Below are 20,212 nucleotides of genomic sequence, written 5' to 3' on the forward strand. Positions count from 1 at the left end.
CAGGAGAGTTCAGATGCCTGAATTGAAAGGCCAATGTATGTGCGGTGCGGTCACGATCAGCGCCACCCCAGCAAAAGATTCGCTTGGCGCCTGCCATTGTGACCAGTGTCGCCGGTGGACCAGTTCAATGTTGGTGACGTTTCCAGCTGAACCCGGATATGCCGCTTTGGGTCCGGTCAAGACGTTCACATCGTCCGATTGGGCCGAACGGGCGTTCTGCGCCGACTGCGGATCGGCGCTCTGGTACCGGATCACGCTGCCGGGCGAGATGCACGGACAAACGCAAATGGCGGCGGGCCTGTTCCCAGACACGGGCAACGCGCTGCAACTGGAACTTTATATCGACAAAAAGCCCGACGGGTACGCATTCGCAGGTGAACGCCGGCAGATGACCAAAGCAGAGGTCGAAGCCATGTACGCCTTGCCGGAAGAAGGAGACAGCCAGTGACCAAATATGATGCCGATTGGGTGCGGGCCGAAGAAGCCAAACGTCAATGGATGGCCGAAAACGGTCTCTATTCCAAGGAAGAGGAGCATTCCTCCTGCGGTGTGGGCCTGGTTGTGTCCGTCGATGGCAAGCCATCACGCAAGGTGGTGGATGCCGGGATCGACGCGCTTAAGGCAATCTGGCACCGCGGTGCCGTGGACGCCGATGGTAAGACCGGCGATGGCGCGGGTATCCACGTGCAAATCCCTGTTCCATTCTTCTACGACCAGATCCGTCGCACCGGCCATGAACCCAACCTGGATGAGTTGATTGCCGTTGGTCAGGTCTTTCTGCCTCGCACCGATTTTGGTGCGCAGGAACAATGCCGGACCATCGTGGAAACCGAAGTTCTGCGTATGGGTTACTACATCTATGGCTGGCGCCATGTGCCGGTCGATGTGACCTGCCTGGGTGAAAAGGCCAACGCGACCCGGCCTGAGATCGAACAGATTCTGATCTCGAACTCGAAAGGTGTCGATGAAGAAACGTTCGAGCGCGAGCTATATGTGATCCGTCGCCGGATCGAAAAAGCGGCTGCGGCAGCGGGGATCTCCGGCCTTTATCTGGCGTCGCTGTCCTGCCGGTCGATCATCTACAAGGGCATGATGCTGGCCGAACAGGTGGCCGTGTTCTACCCCGACCTGATGGACGAGCGCTTTGAATCGGCCTTTGCGATCTATCACCAGCGCTATTCGACCAACACGTTCCCACAATGGTGGCTGGCGCAGCCGTTCCGCATGTTGGCTCACAACGGTGAGATCAACACGCTGAAGGGCAACATCAACTGGATGAAAAGCCATGAAATCCGGATGGCCAGCGGAACCTTTGGTGACTATGCCGAGGACATAAAGCCGATCATCGCAGGCGGATCGTCAGATTCGGCCGCATTAGACTCGGTTTTTGAGGTTCTGGTGCGCGCTGGCCGCTCGGCGCCCATGGCAAAAACCATGCTGGTGCCGGAAAGCTGGTCCAAGCAGGCGGTGGAATTGCCGCAGGCCTGGCGCGACATGTATTCTTATTGCAACTCGGTGATGGAGCCGTGGGATGGCCCTGCTGCTCTGGCTATGACCGATGGTCGTTGGGTTTGTGCCGGTCTGGACCGCAACGGTCTGCGACCGATGCGGTATGTCGTCACCGGTGATGGCTTGGTCATCGCGGGGTCCGAGGCCGGGATGGTGCCGATTGACGAGGCCAGCGTGACCGAAAAAGGCGCTCTGGGGCCGGGTCAGATGCTGGCTGTCGATATGAAAAAGGGCAAGCTGTTCCGGGACAAGCAGATCAAAGACAAATTGGCGCGTGCGCTGCCTTTTGGTGACTGGGTCGGCAAGATCAATGATGTTGATGAATCGCTTGCCGGAGTGACCGAGACGCCGATCTTTTCGGGCGAAGAACTGCGCAAGCGCCAGATCGCAGCGGGCTATTCTGTGGAAGAGTTGGAGCAAATTCTTGCCCCGATGGCCGAGGATGGCAAAGAATCTTTGGCTTCAATGGGGGATGACACGCCGTCAGCGGTTCTGTCCAAGCAATACCGTCCGCTGAGTCATTTCTTCCGTCAGAACTTTAGCCAGGTGACCAACCCGCCCATCGACAGTTTGCGCGAATACCGCGTCATGTCCTTGAAAACACGGTTCGGGAACCTGAAGAACGTGTTGGACGAAGACAGCAGTCAGACCGAGATCATCGTGCTGGAAAGTCCCTTTGTTGGTAACGCGCAATGGGACAAGCTGGTTGAAAACTTCAACTCTCCGCTGGCCGAAATCGACTGTAGCTTTGAACCGGGGCGTGGTGCTCTGAATGCCGCTTTGGCCCGTATTAGAGCCGAAGCAGAAGAGGCCGTGCGTTCGGGTGCGGGGCATCTGGTATTGACTGATCTGAACTCGGGTCAGGGTCGTGTGGCTATGCCGATGATCCTGGCGACCAGCGCGGTGCATTCGCATCTGACGCGGCAGGGGCTGCGGACGTTCTGTTCGCTGAACGTACGGTCCGCCGAATGCGTCGATCCGCATTACTTCGCGGTTCTGATCGGCTGCGGTGCGACCGTGGTGAACGCCTATCTGGCCGAGGATTCGCTGGCCGACCGTATTGATCGTGGCCTGCTGGACGGCTCGCTGACCGAAAACGTGGCGCGGTATCGCGAAGCCATCGATCAGGGCCTGTTGAAAATCATGGCCAAGATGGGGATTTCGGTGATCTCGTCCTATCGCGGCGGTCTGAACTTTGAAGCCGTGGGCCTCAGCCGCGCCATGGTGGCCGAGTATTTCCCCGGCATGACCAGCCGGATCTCGGGTATCGGCGTCACCGGTATTCAGACCAAGGCCGAGGAAATCCATGCCAAAGGCTGGGACAGCGGTCTGGACGTGCTGCCCATCGGTGGTTTCTACAAGGCGCGCAAGTCGGGTGAGACTCACGCGTGGGAAGCGACCTCGATGCATATGATGCAAATGGCCTGTAACCGTGCGTCCTACGAGCTGTGGAAACAGTATTCGGCCAAGATGCAGTCGAACCCGCCGATCCATCTGCGCGATCTGATGGACTTCAAACCATTAGGCAAGCCGGTGCCGATTGAAGAGGTCGAATCCATCACCTCGATCCGCAAACGCTTTGTCACGCCGGGCATGTCGCTGGGTGCGCTGTCGCCCGAGGCGCATAAGACGCTGAACGTGGCGATGAACCGGATCGGTGCGAAATCGGACTCGGGCGAGGGTGGCGAAGATCCGGCCCACTTCGTGCCGGAACCCAATGGTGATAACCCATCAGCCAAGATCAAACAGGTGGCATCGGGCCGGTTTGGTGTAACCGCCGAATACCTGAACCAGTGCGAAGAGCTTGAGATCAAGGTCGCCCAGGGTGCGAAACCCGGTGAAGGTGGTCAGCTGCCGGGCATGAAAGTGACCGATCTGATTGCGCGTCTGCGGCATTCGACCAAAGGCGTGACACTGATCTCGCCGCCGCCGCATCACGACATCTACTCGATCGAGGATTTGGCGCAGCTGATCTATGACCTCAAGCAGATCAACCCGCGCTGCAAGGTAACTGTGAAACTGGTGGCGTCCTCGGGCGTGGGCACGATTGCAGCCGGTGTGGCTAAGGCAAAAGCGGATATCATCCTTATTTCGGGTCACAATGGTGGCACCGGCGCCTCGCCGGCGACGTCGATCAAATATGCCGGTCTTCCGTGGGAGATGGGCCTGACCGAAGCGCATCAGGTTTTGGCGATGAACAACCTGCGCGACCGGGTGACCCTGCGGACCGATGGTGGCCTGCGGACCGGTCGCGACATCGTCATGGCCGCGATGATGGGGGCCGAGGAATATGGCATCGGCACCGCTGCCCTGATCGCAATGGGCTGTATCATGGTGCGTCAGTGCCAGTCGAACACCTGCCCGGTCGGCGTGTGTACCCAAGACGAAAGCCTACGCGCCAAATTCACCGGCAATGCGGATAAGGTCGTCAACCTGATCACCTTCTATGCGCAAGAAGTGCGGGAGTTGCTGGCCAGCCTCGGCGCACGTTCGATTGATGAGATCATCGGACGGGCCGATCTGCTGGCTCAGGTCAGCCGGGGCTCGGCTCATCTGGACGATCTGGACCTGAACCCGCTGCTGATCACCGTCGATGGCGCGCATGACATCGTCTACAACCGCGACAAGGACCGCAACGCGGTGCCCGATACTCTGGACGCCGAGATTGTCCGCGATGCGGCGCGGTTCCTGAAGGATGGCGAGAAGATGCAGCTGTCTTATGCAGTGCAGAACACGCACCGGACGGTGGGAACGCGCGTCTCGAGCCATATCGTGCAGAATTTCGGCATGCGGAATACGTTCCAGGATGACCACCTGCATGTAAAGCTGCAGGGTTCGGCAGGCCAGTCGCTGGGCGCGTTTGCGGCGCCCGGTCTGAAACTGGAAGTGTCGGGTGACGCCAATGACTACGTGGGCAAGGGTCTCTCTGGTGGCATGATCGTCGTGCGCCCGCCGCAGGTCAGCCCGTTGAAGGCAGATGACAACACAATCATCGGCAACACCGTCCTATACGGTGCCACCGATGGCCATCTGTTCGCCGCAGGCCGTGCGGGTGAGCGGTTTGCCGTGCGTAACTCGGGTGCCAAAGTGGTGATTGAGGGCTGCGGTTCGAACGGGTGCGAATACATGACGGGCGGAGTGGCCGTCATTCTGGGTGATATCGGTGCCAACTTTGGTGCGGGCATGACCGGGGGCATGGCCTATCTGTATGATCCAGAGGGCAAGGCCGAATTGCTTATGAACATGGAAACGCTGGTGACTTGCCCGGTGACCGTCGACCATTGGGAAGATCAGTTGAAAGCGCTGATCGAACGTCACGCTAGGGAAACCTCAAGCCGTAAGGCCGCGGATATCTTACAACACTGGGATGTCGAGAAGGCTCATTTCCTTCAGGTCTGCCCCAAAGAGATGCTGAACAAGCTCATTCATCCGCTGAGCGTTGAGGCAACCGCAGTCCCGGCCGAATAGTTCTGTGGCCCTTTTTGGGTTAAGGACCCCGCGTGCGCTTTGACGCAAGCGGGGTTCTTCTCAATCAGGGCTTTTCGCCACAATTTTGCCACATCCGCATAAACCAAATATAAATTTTGCCATAGTTTGATCTGGAATTTCTGCCATATTGCGTTTCAACACACGTGAGTACACCGGAGGCATCAAATGCCAACGACATATCTTGATCAGTTCTATTCGTTTGACCCTGCGAATCCGCCCCCAGGTGGCACGGCGGTTGTCGTTGACAAGTTCAACCTGACCGATGTGGATGATGACGGCGAAATCGACGCGCCTAGCGGGGATACCGTAAACGGACAGGACGTTACAGATTCGTGGCCGGGCGATACCGTAACGATCAATGTAACTGGTGTGGGCAATGTCACCTATACCGGCACGACCTTTTATCTTGCCGATGGAACACGGGTCTTTACACCAACGGACGGTCAGGTGCTGCAACCTGGTACGTTTGTGTCGTCGACATTTGTAAACACGCAGGGTCCGTTGCAAGTTGGCGATCTGGGTCCACCCTGTTTTACGCCCGGAACCATGATCGCAACACCAGAAGGCGAACGCCCGGTGGAAAGCCTGACGGCAGGCGATCTGGTGATGACAGTGGATCATGGTCCACAGCCATTGATCTGGGTTGGTGAAACCAAGGTCGAGGCGCAGGGTAAATTTGCCCCAATACAGTTCGCGGCGGGTGTGCTGGGATTGGAACGGCCCTTGCTGGTTTCTCCGCAGCACCGGATGCTGATCGACGATTGGCGGGCGGGTTACATGTTTGGCTATAGCGAAGCGCTGGTGGCCGCGCATACCTTGGTCAATGGCGATACGGTCACGCGCGTCGAAGGTGGCGAAGTTGTCTATTTCCATCTGCTGTTCAAGCAGCATGAAATTGTCATTGCCAACGGGGCCAAAAGCGAAAGCTACTACCCCGGCCATGCGCTGACGGCGTCGGAACGCGACACCCAGGCCGAAATCCTGCGGCTGTTCCCCGAATTGAAAGCGCGCGATGCAAAGCTGCCTGATACCGCCCGGCCTGTGGTTCCACCCCGCGAGGCGCGAGCAATCGCAATATAGGCCGTTCCAAAGCAGCGGCGCGCGTCGTATAGCTGTGATATGGCAAAGAAAGCAGCCCGCAAATCGAGCGGTAAAAAGAGCAAGGCACGCAAAAAGACAATGCCATTGGGTCAGAAACTGCGCCGTTGGGTAACGCGCGCGGTTCTGGGTATTATGTGTTTCTTTTTAGCGCTGGTGTTGCTCTACTCTGTGGTGAATCCACCGATCACCCATACGATCTGGTCCGAATGGCGGCGGCTGGGCAAAGTCGAGCGGGATTGGGTTCCGATCGAAGAAATCAACCCAATCATGGCGCGTTCGGTCGTTGCGGCCGAGGATGCGAATTTCTGCCTGCATTGGGGGTTTGATGTCGCGGCCATCCGTGATGCATTGGAGGATGGCGGCAACCGTGGCGCCTCGACCATTACGCAGCAGGTCGTAAAAAATGTGTTTCTTTGGCAGGGCCGCAGTTGGGTGCGCAAGGCGATGGAGACCTCGCTTACGCCGGTGGTCGAGATTTTCTGGAGCAAACAGCGCATTCTCGAAGTCTATCTGAACGTCGCTGAAACCGGCACAGGCGTGTTTGGAGTTGAGGCTGCGGCACAGCGCAATTTCGGGGTCAGCGCGGCGAACATGACGCCGACACACGCAGCGCGGATCGCGGCGATCTTGCCATCACCGCGCAAACGGTCGGTCACGGATCCATCGGTGTTTACCCGCAGGCGGGCTGCGGCCATCCTGCAGGGGGCGGCTACCATCCGCGCAGATGGTCGCGCGGATTGTTTCGAGGATTGAAACTCATCGCCTCTCGGGGCTAAAGCTGAGAAGTACTCACTGGTTCGATTGGAAGCCCATGGCGCGTCTGTTTCACGTTCCCCTGTCCCCGTATTGCCGCAAGGTTCGGCTGTCTCTGGCGGAAAAGAAGATCGAGGTCGAGCTGGTTGAGGAGAAGTACTGGGAACAGGACCCCGATTTCCTGCGCCGCAACCCGGCGGGCAAAGTGCCTGTCTTGCGGTTGGATGGGCAAATCATGTCGGAAAGTGCGGCAATCTGTGAATACATCGAAGAGACGCGACCCGAACCGCCTCTGATGCCGAAAACGCCCGAGGCGCGATTTGAAGTGCGCCGCTTGGTCGGGTGGTTCGATGACAAGTTTCATCATGAGGTGACATCGAAGCTGTTGTATGAGCGGGTCAACAAGAAGATGACCGGACAGGGCTATCCGGACAGCAAGAACGTCAAAGAAGGTGCGCGGGCAATCAAGTATCACTTGGATTACATGGCGTGGTTGCTGGATCATCGTCGCTGGTTGGCCGGGGATCAGATGACTCTGGCTGATTTCGCGGCTGCGGCGCATTTATCGGCGCTGGACTATATCTCGGACGTGGATTGGAATCGCAGTGCTGCGGTGAAGGATTGGTATGCCAAGATCAAGTCGCGCCCTGCGTTCCGGTCAATCTTGGCCGATCAGGTGCCAGGGTTCCGGCCTCCGCCCCATTACGCGGATCTGGATTTCTGATAGGGTGTTAAGGGGCTGTCTGCCCCCTCTTGTCCCTACAGGCCAATTCACCCCCGAGGATATTTTTAGCCAGATGAAGAATGGATCGGGTTTAAAGGACAAACTGGTAGCGCAGGCTTTGGCCGAGGGGTTTGTATCCTGTCGGGTGTGTCGGCCGTGGGATGTGCCCCAAGTGCCTGCGCGGTTGGAGGCCTTTCTTGAGGCTGGGTATCACGGGCAGATGGGCTGGATGGCCGAGCGGACCCATTGGCGTGGCGACCCGGCGGCGCTGTGGCCCGACGCGCGATCTGTGATCATGTTGGCCGAAAGCTACACGCCCGAGCATGACCCGACCGAGGTGTTGGCGCATCCCGAGCGCGGGGCGATTTCAGTTTATGCGCAGAACAAGGACTACCACGACCTGGTTAAAAAGCGCCTGAAGCGATTGGCGCGGTGGTTGATTGCTGAGTCCGGCGGCGAGGTGAAAGTGTTCGTCGATACGGCTCCGGTGCCCGAGAAGGCCTTAGGGCACGCTGCCGGGCTGGGTTGGCAAGGCAAACATACCAATCTGGTGAGCCGAGACTGGGGCAATTGGGCTTTCATAGGGTCTGTTTTTACCACGTTGGAGTTGCCTACGGACATTCCGGAGGTCGATCATTGTGGATCATGTCGTGCGTGTTTGGACAGTTGCCCGACGGATGCGTTTCCGGCCCCGTATCAGTTGGATGCGCGGCGGTGTATTTCATATCTGACCATCGAGCATAAAGGTCCTGTTGACGAGGATCTAAGGGGTAAACTGGGTAACCGGATTTACGGTTGCGATGATTGTCTGGCCGCCTGCCCCTGGAACAAGTTTGCCGTTGCGGCGAGCGATATTCGGTATGCGGCCCGCGATGACCTGCAGGCTCCTGTGTTGGCGGACCTGGCGGTGCTGGATGACGCCGGGTTTCGGGCGAAGTTCTCAGGCTCGCCGATCAAACGGATCGGGAGGGACCGGTTTGTCCGCAACGTATTGTACGCCATAGGGAACTCCGGGAAGCAGGGTCTTCGGCCGGTTGCTGAGGCGTTGACCGAGGATCCCGAGCCGTCGGTGGCTGATGCGGCGCGCTGGGCGTTTGAACGATTGACTTGAATGCCGCAAACAGGCTGGACGTGTCGGTCCAAACCGCTACACCCATCCAAAGCGAACGAATGGAGGACCCGATGGCGCTGGCTTTGGGGGTGGATACGGGCGGAACCTATACCGATGCGGTCTTGATCCGGGATGAGGCTGAGGTGGTTGCCTCGGCCAAATCACTGACCACGCGGGCTGATCTGGCGATTGGCGTGGGTAAGGCGATCTCGGCGGTGCTGAATCAGGCGCGGGTTACGCCCGATCAGATCTCTATGGCGTCGCTTTCGACGACGTTAGCGACGAATGCGCTGGTCGAGGGGCAGGGTGGCCGGGTCGCGCTGATCTATATCGGGTTCAAGGAAAGTGATCTTGAGAAGCATGGCCTAAGGGATGCGTTGAAAGACGACCCAGCGCTAGTTGTGGCCGGTGGGCACAGTCACGCGGGTGGTGAGGCTCAGCCATTGGATATCGAGGCTTTGGAGGGTTTCTTAGACTCTTATAAAGGGGTTTCCGGCTTTGCGGTTGCTGCGCAGTTCGCAACACGCAACCCGGCGCATGAGCTGGAGGCAGCGCGGATTATTGCAGAGAAGACGGGCGCGCCCGTCACATGTTCTCATCATCTGTCGGCCAAGCTGAACGGGCCGAAGCGCGCTGTGACAGCCGTTTTGAACGCGCGTCTGATCGGGATGATCGACCGGTTGATCGGGCGTGCGCAAGATCAGTTGCTGACGTTGGGCATTACGGCCCCGATGATGGTCGTGCGCGGCGATGGCGCGTTGATGAGCGCCGAACAGGCGCGTGAGCGACCGATCGAGACGATCCTCAGCGGTCCTGCTGCTTCGATTGTAGGTGCGCGCTGGTTGACGGGGGCCGAGAATGCTCTGGTCTCGGATATTGGCGGGACGACGACCGATGTGGCGCTGATCCGCGATGGGAAGCCCGCGATTGACCCCGCGGGGGCGCAGGTTGGCGGGTTTCGGACCATGGTCGAAGCCGTGGCAATGCGCACCCATGGGCTAGGCGGAGACAGCCAGGCGCATGTGGTGACTGAAGGGCTGGGCGGCGGCGTTTTCCTGGGGCCGCGACGGGTGCTGCCGGTTTCTCTCATCGCTTCGGAGGCGCCTGAAGTGGTGCATTCGGTGCTTGACGAACAACTGCGTTCAACCACGGTTGGCGAGCATGATACCCGGTTTGCCCGTCGCGTGCCCGGGGTTCACGCGGATGGTGTTGGCGCGCGAGAAGAGGTTTTGCTCGATCGGCTTGGCGATCAGGTTCTGCCGCTGAGCGCTTTGTTGCGGACGCGAATGGAGAACGGGGCGCTGACTCGTCTGGTGGATCGAGGGCTCGTGCAGGTCTCAGGTATTACCCCGTCAGATGCCAGCCATGTGCTGGGGCGCGTAGATGCCTGGGATGCCGATGCTGCGCGCAAGGGACTGGAGCTGGTGGCCCGTAAGCGGGTTGGGTCGGGTGATATGCTGGCTACGTCGCCTGAACATTTGGCGCAGATGATCATCGATCAACTCACCGAGCAAACCAGTTTGACCTTGTTAGAGACTGCTTTTGCCGAAGAAGCAGAGGATTTCGACCTGCCCGCAAAAGACCTTGCCCGCCATGTATTGACCCAACGGGGTTTGGCGCAACACCGGGGTTTGCTGGCTTTAGATGCAGCGTTGAATGTGGATGTGGTGGGGCTGGGCGCGTCTGCCCCCAGCTATTACCCTGCAGTGGGGGATCGGTTGCGCTGTCAGATGGTGTTGCCTGAACATGCAGGTGTCGCCAATGCCATCGGTGCGGTGGTCGGGCGGCTGACCTTGCGGCGGTCGGGCACCGTCACATCGCCTTCTGAAGGGCGATACCGCGTTCATCTGGAAGATGGGCCACAGGATTTTGGTGCATCAGACGAGGCGCTCGCACTGTTGGAGCGGGTGCTGCGTATTGAGGCTGAGGGTGCGGTAAGGGATGCCGGGGCCGACGATATTCGGGTGGTCGTCGACCGCGACATCCGAACAGCCCGGATTGAAGAGCGAGACGTGTTTGTCGAGGCGATGCTGACCGTTGAGGCCAGTGGCCGCCCGCGCGTGGCGACGGGATAGCCCCCTTCAGACCTCTGACAGGGGCCGATGTTTATTCTGCCGCGTCGCGCTTGGGCAAGACCCAATCGGGACGCGGGAAGTGGCATGTATACCCGTTGGGAATGCGTTCCAGATAGTCCTGATGCTCTGGCTCGGCCTCCCAAAAGTCACCCACGGATTCTAGTTCGGTCACAACCTTACCGGGCCACAGACCGCTGGCGTTCACATCGGCAATCGTGTCCAGCGCCACCTGTTTCTGTGCCCCGTCGACGTAGTAAATGGCAGAGCGATAGCTCATCCCGCGGTCATTGCCCTGACGGTTCGGGGTGGTTGGATCATGGATCTGGAAGAAAAATTCCAGCAGTTCCCGATAGGTGATGCCTGCAGGGTCAAACCAGATTTCGATCCCCTCGGCATGGGTGCCGTGGTTGCGATAGGTGGCGTTGGGCACATCGCCACCGGTATATCCGACACGCGTGCGCGAAACACCGGGCAGTTTGCGGATCAGGTCCTGCATGCCCCAAAAGCAGCCCCCTGCCAGAACGGCGCGTTTAATGGTCATCAGATTTCCTCCACATGATTCAGGTAATCGCCGTAGCCTTCGGCCTCCATCTCATCGCGATGGATGAACCGCAAGGCGGCTGAGTTGATGCAATAGCGCAGCCCGCCCTGGTCACGCGGGCCATCCGGGAATACATGCCCCAGATGGCTGTCACCGTGTTTCGAGCGGACCTCGGTTCGGATCATACCATGGGTGGTGTCGCGAAACTCTTCCACATGTTCATGGACGATGGGTTTGGTAAAACTGGGCCAGCCACAGCCGGATTCGTACTTATGGGTCGACGCAAACAGAGGTTCACCCGAAACGATGTCCACATAGATGCCGGGTTCTTTGTTGCCCAGATGCTTTCCAGTTCCGGGTCGTTCGGTGCCGTTGCGCTGAGTCACATGGAACTCTTCAGGGGAAAGAGCGGCAATGGCCTCGGGGTCTTTGGTATAACGGGTCATGGCGTCTCCTTTTCTTGGCTTTTGCCCAATATTTGGGGTTTGAGCGTGGGAAAGCAAAGTCATATTTCAGAGGCCTCTCGCCTTCGTGCAAGTGATCTGCCGGCCCGTTTCGGACGTAGAAGTCTTAAAAGGAGGATGGTCAGTGTTGAGACTACTGCTTTTGACGGCTTTGATATTGGTGGGACGCGTAGTTCAGGCGGCCCCGCTGGTGGGTGAGTTTGAGTCGATAGATGGCGGCACGCTGTCGATCGAAGACTGGCGTGGGCAGCCGGTTTTGGTTGTAAACACGGCGTCTCAATGCGGGTTCACCGGGCAATATGCTGTGTTGCAAGATGTGTATGAAGCTTACGCGGACCGAGGTCTTGTGGTTCTGGCCGTTCCGTCCGATTCCTTCAATCAGGAGCTGGAATCAGCGGATGAGGTCAAACAATTCTGCGAAATGAACTATGGTTTGACCCTTCCTATGACGGATATCACATCGGTCACAGGCCGAAACGCGCATCCGTTCTATCAGGCAGTTGCCAGTCAGACAGGCTTTGTACCCAATTGGAATTTCAACAAGATCCTGATTGATCCCAACGGAGAGGTTGCGGCGACCTTTGGATCGAATGTCAGGCCAGACTCGCGTAAACTGTTGTCTCAGGTCGAAGCGCTGCTGCGCTGAGCGGGTTGCCGGGACATCTGCACGGCCAAGATGCCAAGGGTTGTGACGGCAACGCCCAACAGGTCCATTGGCCCAAGTTTCTCTCCGAGTATGATCACTGCGACGGCAACCCCAAAGACCGGGTTCAGAAAGTGGAATGTGGCCGCGCGGGTGGCGCCGATACGGTCGAGCAACAGGAACCAGATCAACGTCGCCAGAAGGCCGGGGAAAAGAGTTGTGTAGATGAACGCCAGCGCCAGAGGGACGGTTGGGTTGATATAGATGCTCTCGAAAACAGGCGCTGCAACGAACAGAACCGCCGACCCCACCAGCATTTGAAGACCAACAACCATCATGAAGTTCCCGCCCGAGGTCGCACCCCGCACCGCAAGCGTGGCAAAAGTCAGAGCCAGGGCACCGATGCCGCACAGCATCACACCAAACAGGTCGATCCCAGCGGTAACGCGGCTGCTCATGATCAGGGCGACCCCGGCGAATCCGGCCAGTAGGCCGAGTACCCCTAGAGGCCGAAGTTTATCTTCAAGAAACAGCCAACCGGCCAGTGCCACCAGCAAGGGCATAGTCGACGCGATGATGGCTGCAACCGAGGCTTCGATCGATTGCATCGCATAGAAATTTAGACCCAAATACAGGGCATTTTGACATATTCCGAACAGAATAGTCGCCCGCCACTGTGCCCGCGTCAGCGCCCAGCTTTGCCCCATGGCTCGCGCGATCGCGACGCCGATCAGGCCCGAGATCAAAAAGCGTAGCGCAAGGGAGAACAAAGGTGACGCATCGGCCACAATGATCCGTGCCGAGGTGAATGCCGATGACCAGATGAACGCAAATGTCAGCCCCATGGCAATGGCGCGTAAATCCATTTACCCCTCCGTCTCAACGATCGGAGCTTTCCCGATAATTGAACTATCCGCAAGGGTTGCTTCGAAGAACCCGTTTCTAAAATGAAAAAATCTCAAGCCATTGATCTTTAAGGGAAAGCAGGTAACTCTGTTTAGCACGGGCAAGGTTGACTTCTGTTCGGGCTTAGCAAGTGATTTGAATCAGGTGCTTTGATAGGCACCTGCCCCTTTTTAGTATTGGTATATAGTCCTTTGCGTTTTTGACAGCACATCGTGCGCACAACAAAGACAGGTGCAACCTAACACACTGATTATCAGTCTTGAGTCGGACTAGGGTTAGGTGTTGGCGGGCCCTTGTCTGTGAGGCAAATATCATAGCCGGATACGTTGCAGTGCACGCAGTTGCGGGAGGGGATGAAGTCGCAGCAACTGGTTAATCCACATGGTCCGCCTTCTGAGCAACACAAAACCGGATCAGGGCGAATGTCGAGCACGAGACTGTCAAAGATGACCAGCTCACGAGGCGATGCAGCAACGATTTCAATACCTTCGAAGAAGTCGTCTGCGATAGGAGTATATGATCCTGATTTTGGATGCATCGGAAGCGTTTTGATTCCGGTACCATCGCGTCCCGGCGATCCTTTGGATTTGGTGGGATAATTGGCAAGCGACAGTGTAACTCGGGCAGAAACGTCGCCTGATGCATCGACTAACTCGAAGTTCACCTCTGCGCTTGCGTCGTTCGGAATTGTCCACTCGACCAAGCCGTCGCGGAGGTAGTGCGATTTGTTCGCCATTCGAATTCGGTAAGTATCAAGCTTTCCATCCGGGATTTCTTTCGTTCGAATACGACTGGTTACGGTATCGCCAGGTAAGATTTGTGCGGGAAGAAAAATGCTGACGGTTCCGTGATCCACCACTTCGTAGTTCAGTCTTGTCAGGCTATTGGACGTTATGATTTCTGTCTCAGTCTCTTGTGCAACAAGAAAGGTTGCTTGCCCAAGATATGCGATTGCCAGTGATGCAATTAGTTTAAGATACATAAGAAGAACTCCAATTTTACTGGAAGAACCCCCAATTTTTAACTGATGGTTGTTTTCTTGTCAGTGAAGCTGCTCACTCAATAGTTTGCGCTTTGTCTAAATGAATAGTGCTGCCGTATTTCGGCTGTTCTTTAGTCGACACGGCATATCGTAGACAGGCTTAGGCAATAGAGTGCGCCATTTGGAACCTTCACGCCGGAAAATGACCCAACCAACTCCGGGCTGGCAGCTATCATCAGCGCTCTTTGTGGAAACTTGACCATTGCAAATAAGAACTTGAGTAGGGCTCTATCATACCGCCCGATAGATCTTTCTTAACTTGCAACCATAGGACAATTGGTACCATAGTTTTTCAAACCAGAAATTGTTTCTGCGATGACCGCGACCTCGTTGAAGAAGAATAATGTGAAGTTTGATTTGCTCAAGATGGGATTTGCTGCAGGCCTCGTTGCTTGTGCTTCTGTAGCTGCCGCGGAAGAACCCAAGAGTTGGCTCCTTATGGAAGTCGCTGAAAGCGCAACACTAGACAATGGTGTATTGGTGCTTGAAGGCGTTGACGATCAGGTTGTTGTCTTTGCAGATCGCCCCTATCGCGACGCAATGGATGCGCCTGTGCAGTCTATCATAGATATCTGGGACAAAGGCGAAAACAGTTTTGCGGTTGACCCTCCCAATGCGGCTCTGACCGGACAGAGCGATGGTGAACAGGTTGGATTGATCGTCACACTCAGCAATCCGAAGCTGGAGGACGGCAACCTACAGTTTGACTATCAGACTGTGAACGGAACTGACGCCAGCAAGCTTGAGTCGGTGTCGCTTGTGATCGACAATGCTTTGAAGTACCCCATGGATTGCATTATGGATGCTCCAAACTGCAGATGGTAGCGCATCAACGTCCCAAGGTCGGATTTTTGCGCTAGCTCTTTGTCGTGTTCTTTCAACCAATTTAGGTCGATCCTTCTCTGATCAAATCGACCTAAGCTATCCCGATGGTGCTGAGCTCAAACACTTCAATATAGTCATTTGGGATTAGAGTAGGCCAAACGGGAGAACAACGATGCTTGCACTTTTGAGCCCGCATCTACCCCAAAAGAAAAAGGGCCCCCCAAGCGGCGGCCCTTGATCATTTCGCAGTGACAGCTTGGATCAGCCGTTCACGCTGTCCTTCAGCGCCTTCGCAATGGTCATCTTGACCACCTTGTCGGCCTCTTTCTTGAACTGCTCGCCGGTGGCGGGGTTGCGCACCATGCGCTCGGGGCGCTCGCGGCAGTAGATTTTGCCAACGCCGGGCAGCGTGACTGCGCCGCCAGCCGAAACTTCGCGGGTGATCAGGCCGGTGATGGCCTCCAGCGCGGAATTCGCTGATTTCTTGTCAGTCCCCATTTCCTCAGCGAGAGCAGCAACCAGCTGAGTCTTTGTCATAGGCTTTGCCATTTCTTGGTCTCCTTAACGTGCCCGATAAATTGGGCCTCACCGCGTAACTGTAACGGTATATTGTGGTTAAACACAACGAATAGTAGCGCCAAAACCCCTAAAAATATGGGGATTTCGTTGCTTTTTTACGTCACAGGAAGGCTGTTTCGTCGAAAGAGCGCAATTTCCGGCTGTGCAGACGCTCTAGCGGCATGCCCCGCAGGTGTTCCATCGCCCGTATTCCGATCGCCAGATGGCGGCTGACCTGGGTGGTATAGAACGACGATGCCATGCCGGGAAGCTTTAATTCGCCATGCAGGGGTTTGTCTGATACGCAAAGCAATGTGCCGTATGGCACCCGGAAACGATAGCCGTTTGCGGCAATGGTGGCGCTTTCCATATCCAGCGCGATTGCGCGGGATTGGCTGAGCCGCTGCACCGGGCCGGACTGATCGCGTAGCTCCCAATTGCGGTTGTCAACCGAAGCCACCGTGCCCGTGCGCATGATCCGTTTAAGCTCATAGCCCTGCAACTCTGTCACCTCGGCAACGGCGTGTTCCAGCGCGACCTGAACCTCGGCCAGCGGTGGGATCGGCACCCAGACGGGCAGGTCATCGTCCAGCACCTTGTCCTCGCGCAAGTAAGCGTGGGCCAGAACGAAGTCCCCCAGCGCTTGTGTGTTGCGCAGCCCGGCGCAGTGCCCGACCATCAGCCAGGCATGCGGCCGCAAGACGGCGATATGGTCGGTTGCGGTTTTGGCGTTCGACGGACCGACCCCGATATTGACCAGCGTGATCCCTGACCCATCCGCGCGTTTCAGGTGATAGGTCGGCATCTGCGGCAGTTTCAGGGGCTGTTCCAGGTCAGCATCCGGGGTCGTGATCTCAACATTCCCGGTCGAAACAAAACTGGTATAACCGCTTTCGGGGTCGGCCAGTTGTTCACGTGCGTATTTCTCGAACTCCGAGACATAAAACTGGTAGTTGGTGAACAACACGTGGTTCTGAAAATGCCCGGCATCCGTTGCCGTATAATGCGCCAGTCGCGCCAGCGAATAGTCCACACGCTGTGCGGTAAACAAGGCCAGCGGGCCGACCGTGTCATGATCGAGCACACCGTTGACGATGTCATCATTGGTTGTGTTCAGATCGGGCACATCGAAGACATCGCGCAGGGTGAAACCGGCGGCCCCCTGTTGTGGCACCATCAAATTTGGATTGTTGGCAACCGCGAAGTGCACCGGGATCGGCGTATCAGATGCGCTGATGGTCACGGGCTGGCCATGGTTTTTGATCAGCAGGGCGATCTGTTGCTCCAGATAGGATCGGAACAGATCGGGCCGGGTAACGGTGGTTGCGTGAACGCCGGGCTCGGATACATGGCCAAAGCTCAACCGGCTGTCGACCTGCGCGTAAGACGTGGTTTTGATGCGAATTTCCGGGTAATAGGCTCTGATCCGTCCCTCTGGCGCGCCGTCTTGCAGGGCCGAGGCGAAGCGGTCACACAGATATTCGGTGGCTTGTTTGTACAGCACTTCCAGCCGAGCTACGGCTGCTTTGGGGTCTGTGAATTGTTCCGGTGCGATTGCATCAGGTGTTCTTATTTTTGTCATGCCAGTGGTTCCAGAAGTTCAATCTTTTCAAATGTGCGCACATCTACAAGCCCAAGATCCGAGATCCGCAATTCCGGGATCACGACCAGCGCCAAAAGAGAGTGCTGCATATAGGCGTTGTTCAAGGTACAGCCGCAGGCCTGCATAGCCTCGACCATGTTTTCAGCTTTTGCTGCGACCTCAGACGCGGGACTGTCGGACATCAAACCAGCGATGGGCAATTCGACCAGTGCAAGCTCCTGCCCATCGCGGTACAGGGTGATCCCGCCTCCCACTTCGGCCAGCCGGTTGGCCGCCATGGCCATTTGTTCCCGGTCGGTACCAACCACGATCATGTGGTGGCTGTCATGCGCCACGGTTGAGGCCATGGCCATTTTGCCCTGATAGCCAAAGCCCGAGACAAAGGCATTCGTCACCCCGCCTGTCGCCTGATGACGCTCCACCAACGCGATTTGGCAGACATCACCTTCGCCTTCAACCAGCCCGCCAATGATCGGCAGTTCCGCCTTCAGCGCTTTGGTCGGGGCCTGGTTTTCGACGATCCCGATTACGTTGGCCTGCACACGGTTCGCACCCGCCGGGGGTTTGATCTCGAAATCATCCGCGCTCAGCGCGTGGCCCAGATGCACGGTGTTGCGGGCGTTGTCGGGCCAGTTCAGATGTGGGCAGTCAACTGTAATCTCACCACCCTCTGCAACCACCTGCCCGCGCGCAATCACTGTCTCAATTGGCAAATCAGTTAAGTCGGAACTGAGAATGATATCTGCCCGACGCCCGGGAGTGACCGACCCAATCTCACGCTCCAGCCCGAAATGGGTGGCGGTGTTGATCGTGGCCATTTGCAACGCGATCAGCGGATCGCAGCCGCAGGCAATCGCGTGGCGCACAACCCGGTTCATATGCCCGTCGTTCACCAAAGTGCCCGAGTGGCAATCATCTGTGCACAGGATAAAGTTGCGCGGGTCCAGGCCCTTTTCGGTGATGGCCGTGATCTGACTTTCCACGTCATACCAGGCCGAGCCCAGCCGCATCATCGAGCGCATACCCTGCCGTGCGCGGGCAATGGCATCGGCTTCGCAAGTACCTTCATGATCATCTGCAGGCCCGCCTGCGACGTAAGCCGCGAAATCTGGCCCTAAATCAGGGGATGCATAGTGTCCGCCTACCGTTTTGCCGGCGCGTTGAGTAGCTGCGATCTCGGCCAGCATCTTAGGGTCACCGTGGATCACACCAGGGAAATTCATCATTTCACCCAACCCGATAATGCCCGGCCAGTTCATCGCTTCGCGGACATCTTCGGGCGTGATCTCGTAACCCGTCGTCTCCAATCCCGGAGCCGACGGCGCGCAAGAGGGCATCTGGGTGAAGATGTTCACCGGCTGCATCATCGCTTCGTCATGCATCATGCGCACGCCGTTTAGGCCCAGCACATTCGCGATCTCGTGCGGATCGGTGAACATCGAGGTGGTGCCATGCGGGATCACGGCTCGCGCAAATTCTGCGGGTGTCAGCATGCCCGATTCGATATGCATGTGGCCGTCGCATAGACCAGGCAGGATATAGCGCCCTTCTGCTTCGACGATCTGCGTCTCAGGGCCGATGCAATGGGTGGCATCCGGCCCGACAAAGGCAATACGCCCCTCAGCAATCGCGACCGAATGATCAGGCAGCAGCTCGCGGCTGTGCACATTGACCCAGATGCCACCGCGAATGACCATATCGGCGGCGTCGCGTCCGGCGGCAACGGCGATCAAACGAGGGGCGACATCGGGCCAGCTTGGGAAAGGTGTGTATTCCATGGCTCAACTTTCATGAAGTCGCGGTCGGGTGCAACCCCGGTAATTTTAGGTCATCAAATCATCACAAAACCTGCCCGCAGCGCGCCAGCGCTGTGCGGCCCAACCAGAGGAGATGCCCCGCAAGGGGCAACGACGATGGGCGGGAGCTACCCGATCTCGCGTCTTATCCAATTGGCAAAAGCGACAGCACCCGGGGTTTCCTCGGCCTGAGGGGAGAGCAACAGATAATAGGCCTCGGGCATCGGGGCGCGATGGTCGAACGGGGCGACCAGCTGCCCTTGTTCGATCAGCCTCCCTGCAATAGCGTCATGAGCCAAACACAACCCACCCCCAGCCATCGCCGCCGATAGGCAGACCAGATACGTCGTTGCATAGGTGATCGTAGGTTTTTCCCAATTTAGCCCCTGTTCTTCGGCCCAACTTGCCCAATTTGACAGCAGGTTCGAACAATCAAACAGCGGCTGCTGCTGCAAAGTGTCCAAAGTGACCAGAAAACCCGGTGTGCAAACAGGATAGTAGTATTCTTGCCGCAACAACTCGGTCCGAACGGTATCGGCAGGACGCAGTGAGAACCGGATTTCAACCGCGGCACCCTCGGCCATTTCCCGGGGTTCCCACAATTCGGTGAAGATGTTCAGTTGCACATCCGGGTGTTCGGCCTGGAATTCGGGCAGGCGAGGGGCCAGCCAGTTCACGGCAAAACTGATGTTACACTGAACCTGAACGGCATTCTGCTGCGCCCCCGTCACGGCTTGGGTACCACGCACCAATGTTCGAAAAGCCTCTCGCACAACGGGCAGATAGGTGATTCCGGCCTCGGTCAACTCCAGCGCTTTGGGACGACGCAGGAACAGAGGCTGACCCAGATGCCCCTCCAGTGACTTGATCTGCTGACTTACTGCGCTTTGCGTCATGTTCAGATCTCGCGCTGCTCCGGTGAATGAGAGATTGCGCGCAGCTGCTTCGAAGGTGCGTAGCCAGCCCAGAGGTGGAAGAGAGTTCCGCACGTGCATAACCTCAGCATAAGTTTTACTAATGAGATAGAGGCGTTTTTTTCGTTGGTCAAACTTCTGTGCGCGAGGCAGGCTTT

Annotated in this window: 17 protein-coding genes; 9 read left to right on the plus strand and 8 right to left on the minus strand. The window is 57.3% G+C overall.

Features of this window, described 5'->3' with window-relative positions:
* The first annotated feature begins 13 nt into the window (after positions 1–13).
* The 7 genes from ACR0JX_RS18820 to ACR0JX_RS18850 all read left to right on the plus strand — a co-directional run bounded on the left by ACR0JX_RS18820 (position 14) and on the right by ACR0JX_RS18850 (position 10,762).
* Positions 14–448: a GFA family protein gene (locus tag ACR0JX_RS18820; protein WP_480545293.1), complete on the plus strand. Its 435-nt coding sequence runs from the start codon at positions 14–16 to the stop codon at positions 446–448.
* On the plus strand, positions 445–4,977 hold the full coding sequence (gene gltB / locus ACR0JX_RS18825) for a glutamate synthase large subunit (RefSeq protein WP_480545294.1): 4,533 nt from the start codon (positions 445–447) through the stop codon (positions 4,975–4,977). Before ACR0JX_RS18820 ends, gltB begins: the two co-directional genes overlap by 4 nt.
* A gap of 186 nt (positions 4,978–5,163) precedes the next feature.
* The gene (locus ACR0JX_RS18830; RefSeq protein ID WP_480545295.1) at positions 5,164–6,078 is read left to right on the plus strand and encodes a Hint domain-containing protein; all 915 of its coding nucleotides are present in this window, start codon (positions 5,164–5,166) and stop codon (positions 6,076–6,078) included.
* 39 nt (positions 6,079–6,117) lie between these two features.
* The gene (mtgA, locus tag ACR0JX_RS18835; RefSeq protein ID WP_480545296.1) at positions 6,118–6,852 is read left to right on the plus strand and encodes a monofunctional biosynthetic peptidoglycan transglycosylase; all 735 of its coding nucleotides are present in this window, start codon (positions 6,118–6,120) and stop codon (positions 6,850–6,852) included.
* Positions 6,853–6,910: 58 nt separating this feature from the next.
* The gene (gene fzlA / locus ACR0JX_RS18840; RefSeq protein ID WP_170534489.1) at positions 6,911–7,576 is read left to right on the plus strand and encodes an FtsZ-binding protein FzlA; all 666 of its coding nucleotides are present in this window, start codon (positions 6,911–6,913) and stop codon (positions 7,574–7,576) included.
* Positions 7,577–7,649: 73 nt separating this feature from the next.
* The gene (gene queG / locus ACR0JX_RS18845) at positions 7,650–8,687 is read left to right on the plus strand and encodes a tRNA epoxyqueuosine(34) reductase QueG (protein WP_480545297.1); all 1,038 of its coding nucleotides are present in this window, start codon (positions 7,650–7,652) and stop codon (positions 8,685–8,687) included.
* 71 nt (positions 8,688–8,758) lie between these two features.
* Positions 8,759–10,762: a hydantoinase/oxoprolinase family protein gene (locus tag ACR0JX_RS18850; RefSeq protein ID WP_480545318.1), complete on the plus strand. Its 2,004-nt coding sequence runs from the start codon at positions 8,759–8,761 to the stop codon at positions 10,760–10,762.
* Positions 10,763–10,793: 31 nt separating this feature from the next.
* On the opposite strand, the gene msrA is transcribed toward ACR0JX_RS18850, so the two are convergent.
* Both msrA and msrB read right to left on the minus strand, forming a co-directional pair.
* On the minus strand, positions 10,794–11,303 hold the full coding sequence (gene msrA, locus ACR0JX_RS18855) for a peptide-methionine (S)-S-oxide reductase MsrA (RefSeq protein ID WP_480545298.1): 510 nt from the start codon (positions 11,301–11,303) through the stop codon (positions 10,794–10,796).
* Positions 11,303–11,749 (minus strand): peptide-methionine (R)-S-oxide reductase MsrB, encoded by a 447-nt coding sequence (gene msrB, locus ACR0JX_RS18860; protein ID WP_480545299.1) that lies wholly within the window; start codon positions 11,747–11,749, stop codon positions 11,303–11,305. Before msrB ends, msrA begins: the two co-directional genes overlap by 1 nt.
* Positions 11,750–11,891: 142 nt before the next feature.
* Between msrB and ACR0JX_RS18865 the strand changes: the two genes are divergently transcribed.
* Positions 11,892–12,413, plus strand: coding sequence for a glutathione peroxidase (locus ACR0JX_RS18865; protein WP_480545300.1), 522 nt, complete (start codon positions 11,892–11,894; stop codon positions 12,411–12,413).
* Here ACR0JX_RS18865 and ACR0JX_RS18870 read toward each other — a convergent pair.
* Together ACR0JX_RS18870 and ACR0JX_RS18875 are read right to left on the minus strand one after the other, a co-directional pair.
* Positions 12,389–13,276, minus strand: coding sequence for a DMT family transporter (locus ACR0JX_RS18870; RefSeq protein WP_480545301.1), 888 nt, complete (start codon positions 13,274–13,276; stop codon positions 12,389–12,391). The genes ACR0JX_RS18865 and ACR0JX_RS18870 overlap by 25 nt on opposite strands.
* 293 nt (positions 13,277–13,569) lie before the next feature.
* Positions 13,570–14,298, minus strand: coding sequence for a hypothetical protein (locus ACR0JX_RS18875; protein ID WP_480545302.1), 729 nt, complete (start codon positions 14,296–14,298; stop codon positions 13,570–13,572).
* A 498-nt stretch (positions 14,299–14,796) separates the two neighbouring features.
* Between ACR0JX_RS18875 and ACR0JX_RS18880 the strand changes: the two genes are divergently transcribed.
* Positions 14,797–15,183: a hypothetical protein gene (locus ACR0JX_RS18880; RefSeq protein WP_480545303.1), complete on the plus strand. Its 387-nt coding sequence runs from the start codon at positions 14,797–14,799 to the stop codon at positions 15,181–15,183.
* 261 nt (positions 15,184–15,444) lie between these two features.
* On the opposite strand, the gene ACR0JX_RS18885 is transcribed toward ACR0JX_RS18880, so the two are convergent.
* The 4 genes from ACR0JX_RS18885 to ACR0JX_RS18900 all read right to left on the minus strand — a co-directional run bounded on the left by ACR0JX_RS18885 (position 15,445) and on the right by ACR0JX_RS18900 (position 20,129).
* Positions 15,445–15,732 carry an HU family DNA-binding protein gene (locus ACR0JX_RS18885; RefSeq protein WP_170453278.1) on the minus strand — a complete coding sequence of 96 codons (288 nt, stop codon included), beginning with the start codon at positions 15,730–15,732 and terminating at the stop codon, positions 15,445–15,447.
* 130 nt (positions 15,733–15,862) lie between these two features.
* The gene (locus tag ACR0JX_RS18890; RefSeq protein ID WP_480545304.1) at positions 15,863–17,323 is read right to left on the minus strand and encodes an AMP nucleosidase; all 1,461 of its coding nucleotides are present in this window, start codon (positions 17,321–17,323) and stop codon (positions 15,863–15,865) included.
* Positions 17,320–19,122 carry an adenine deaminase gene (gene ade / locus ACR0JX_RS18895; protein WP_480545305.1) on the minus strand — a complete coding sequence of 601 codons (1,803 nt, stop codon included), beginning with the start codon at positions 19,120–19,122 and terminating at the stop codon, positions 17,320–17,322. The genes ACR0JX_RS18890 and ade overlap by 4 nt, the downstream gene beginning before the upstream one ends.
* 146 nt (positions 19,123–19,268) lie before the next feature.
* The gene (locus ACR0JX_RS18900) at positions 19,269–20,129 is read right to left on the minus strand and encodes a LysR family transcriptional regulator (protein WP_480545306.1); all 861 of its coding nucleotides are present in this window, start codon (positions 20,127–20,129) and stop codon (positions 19,269–19,271) included.
* Positions 20,130–20,212: the final 83 nt, after the last annotated feature.

The organism is Ruegeria sp. AH7 (assembly GCF_056541325.1).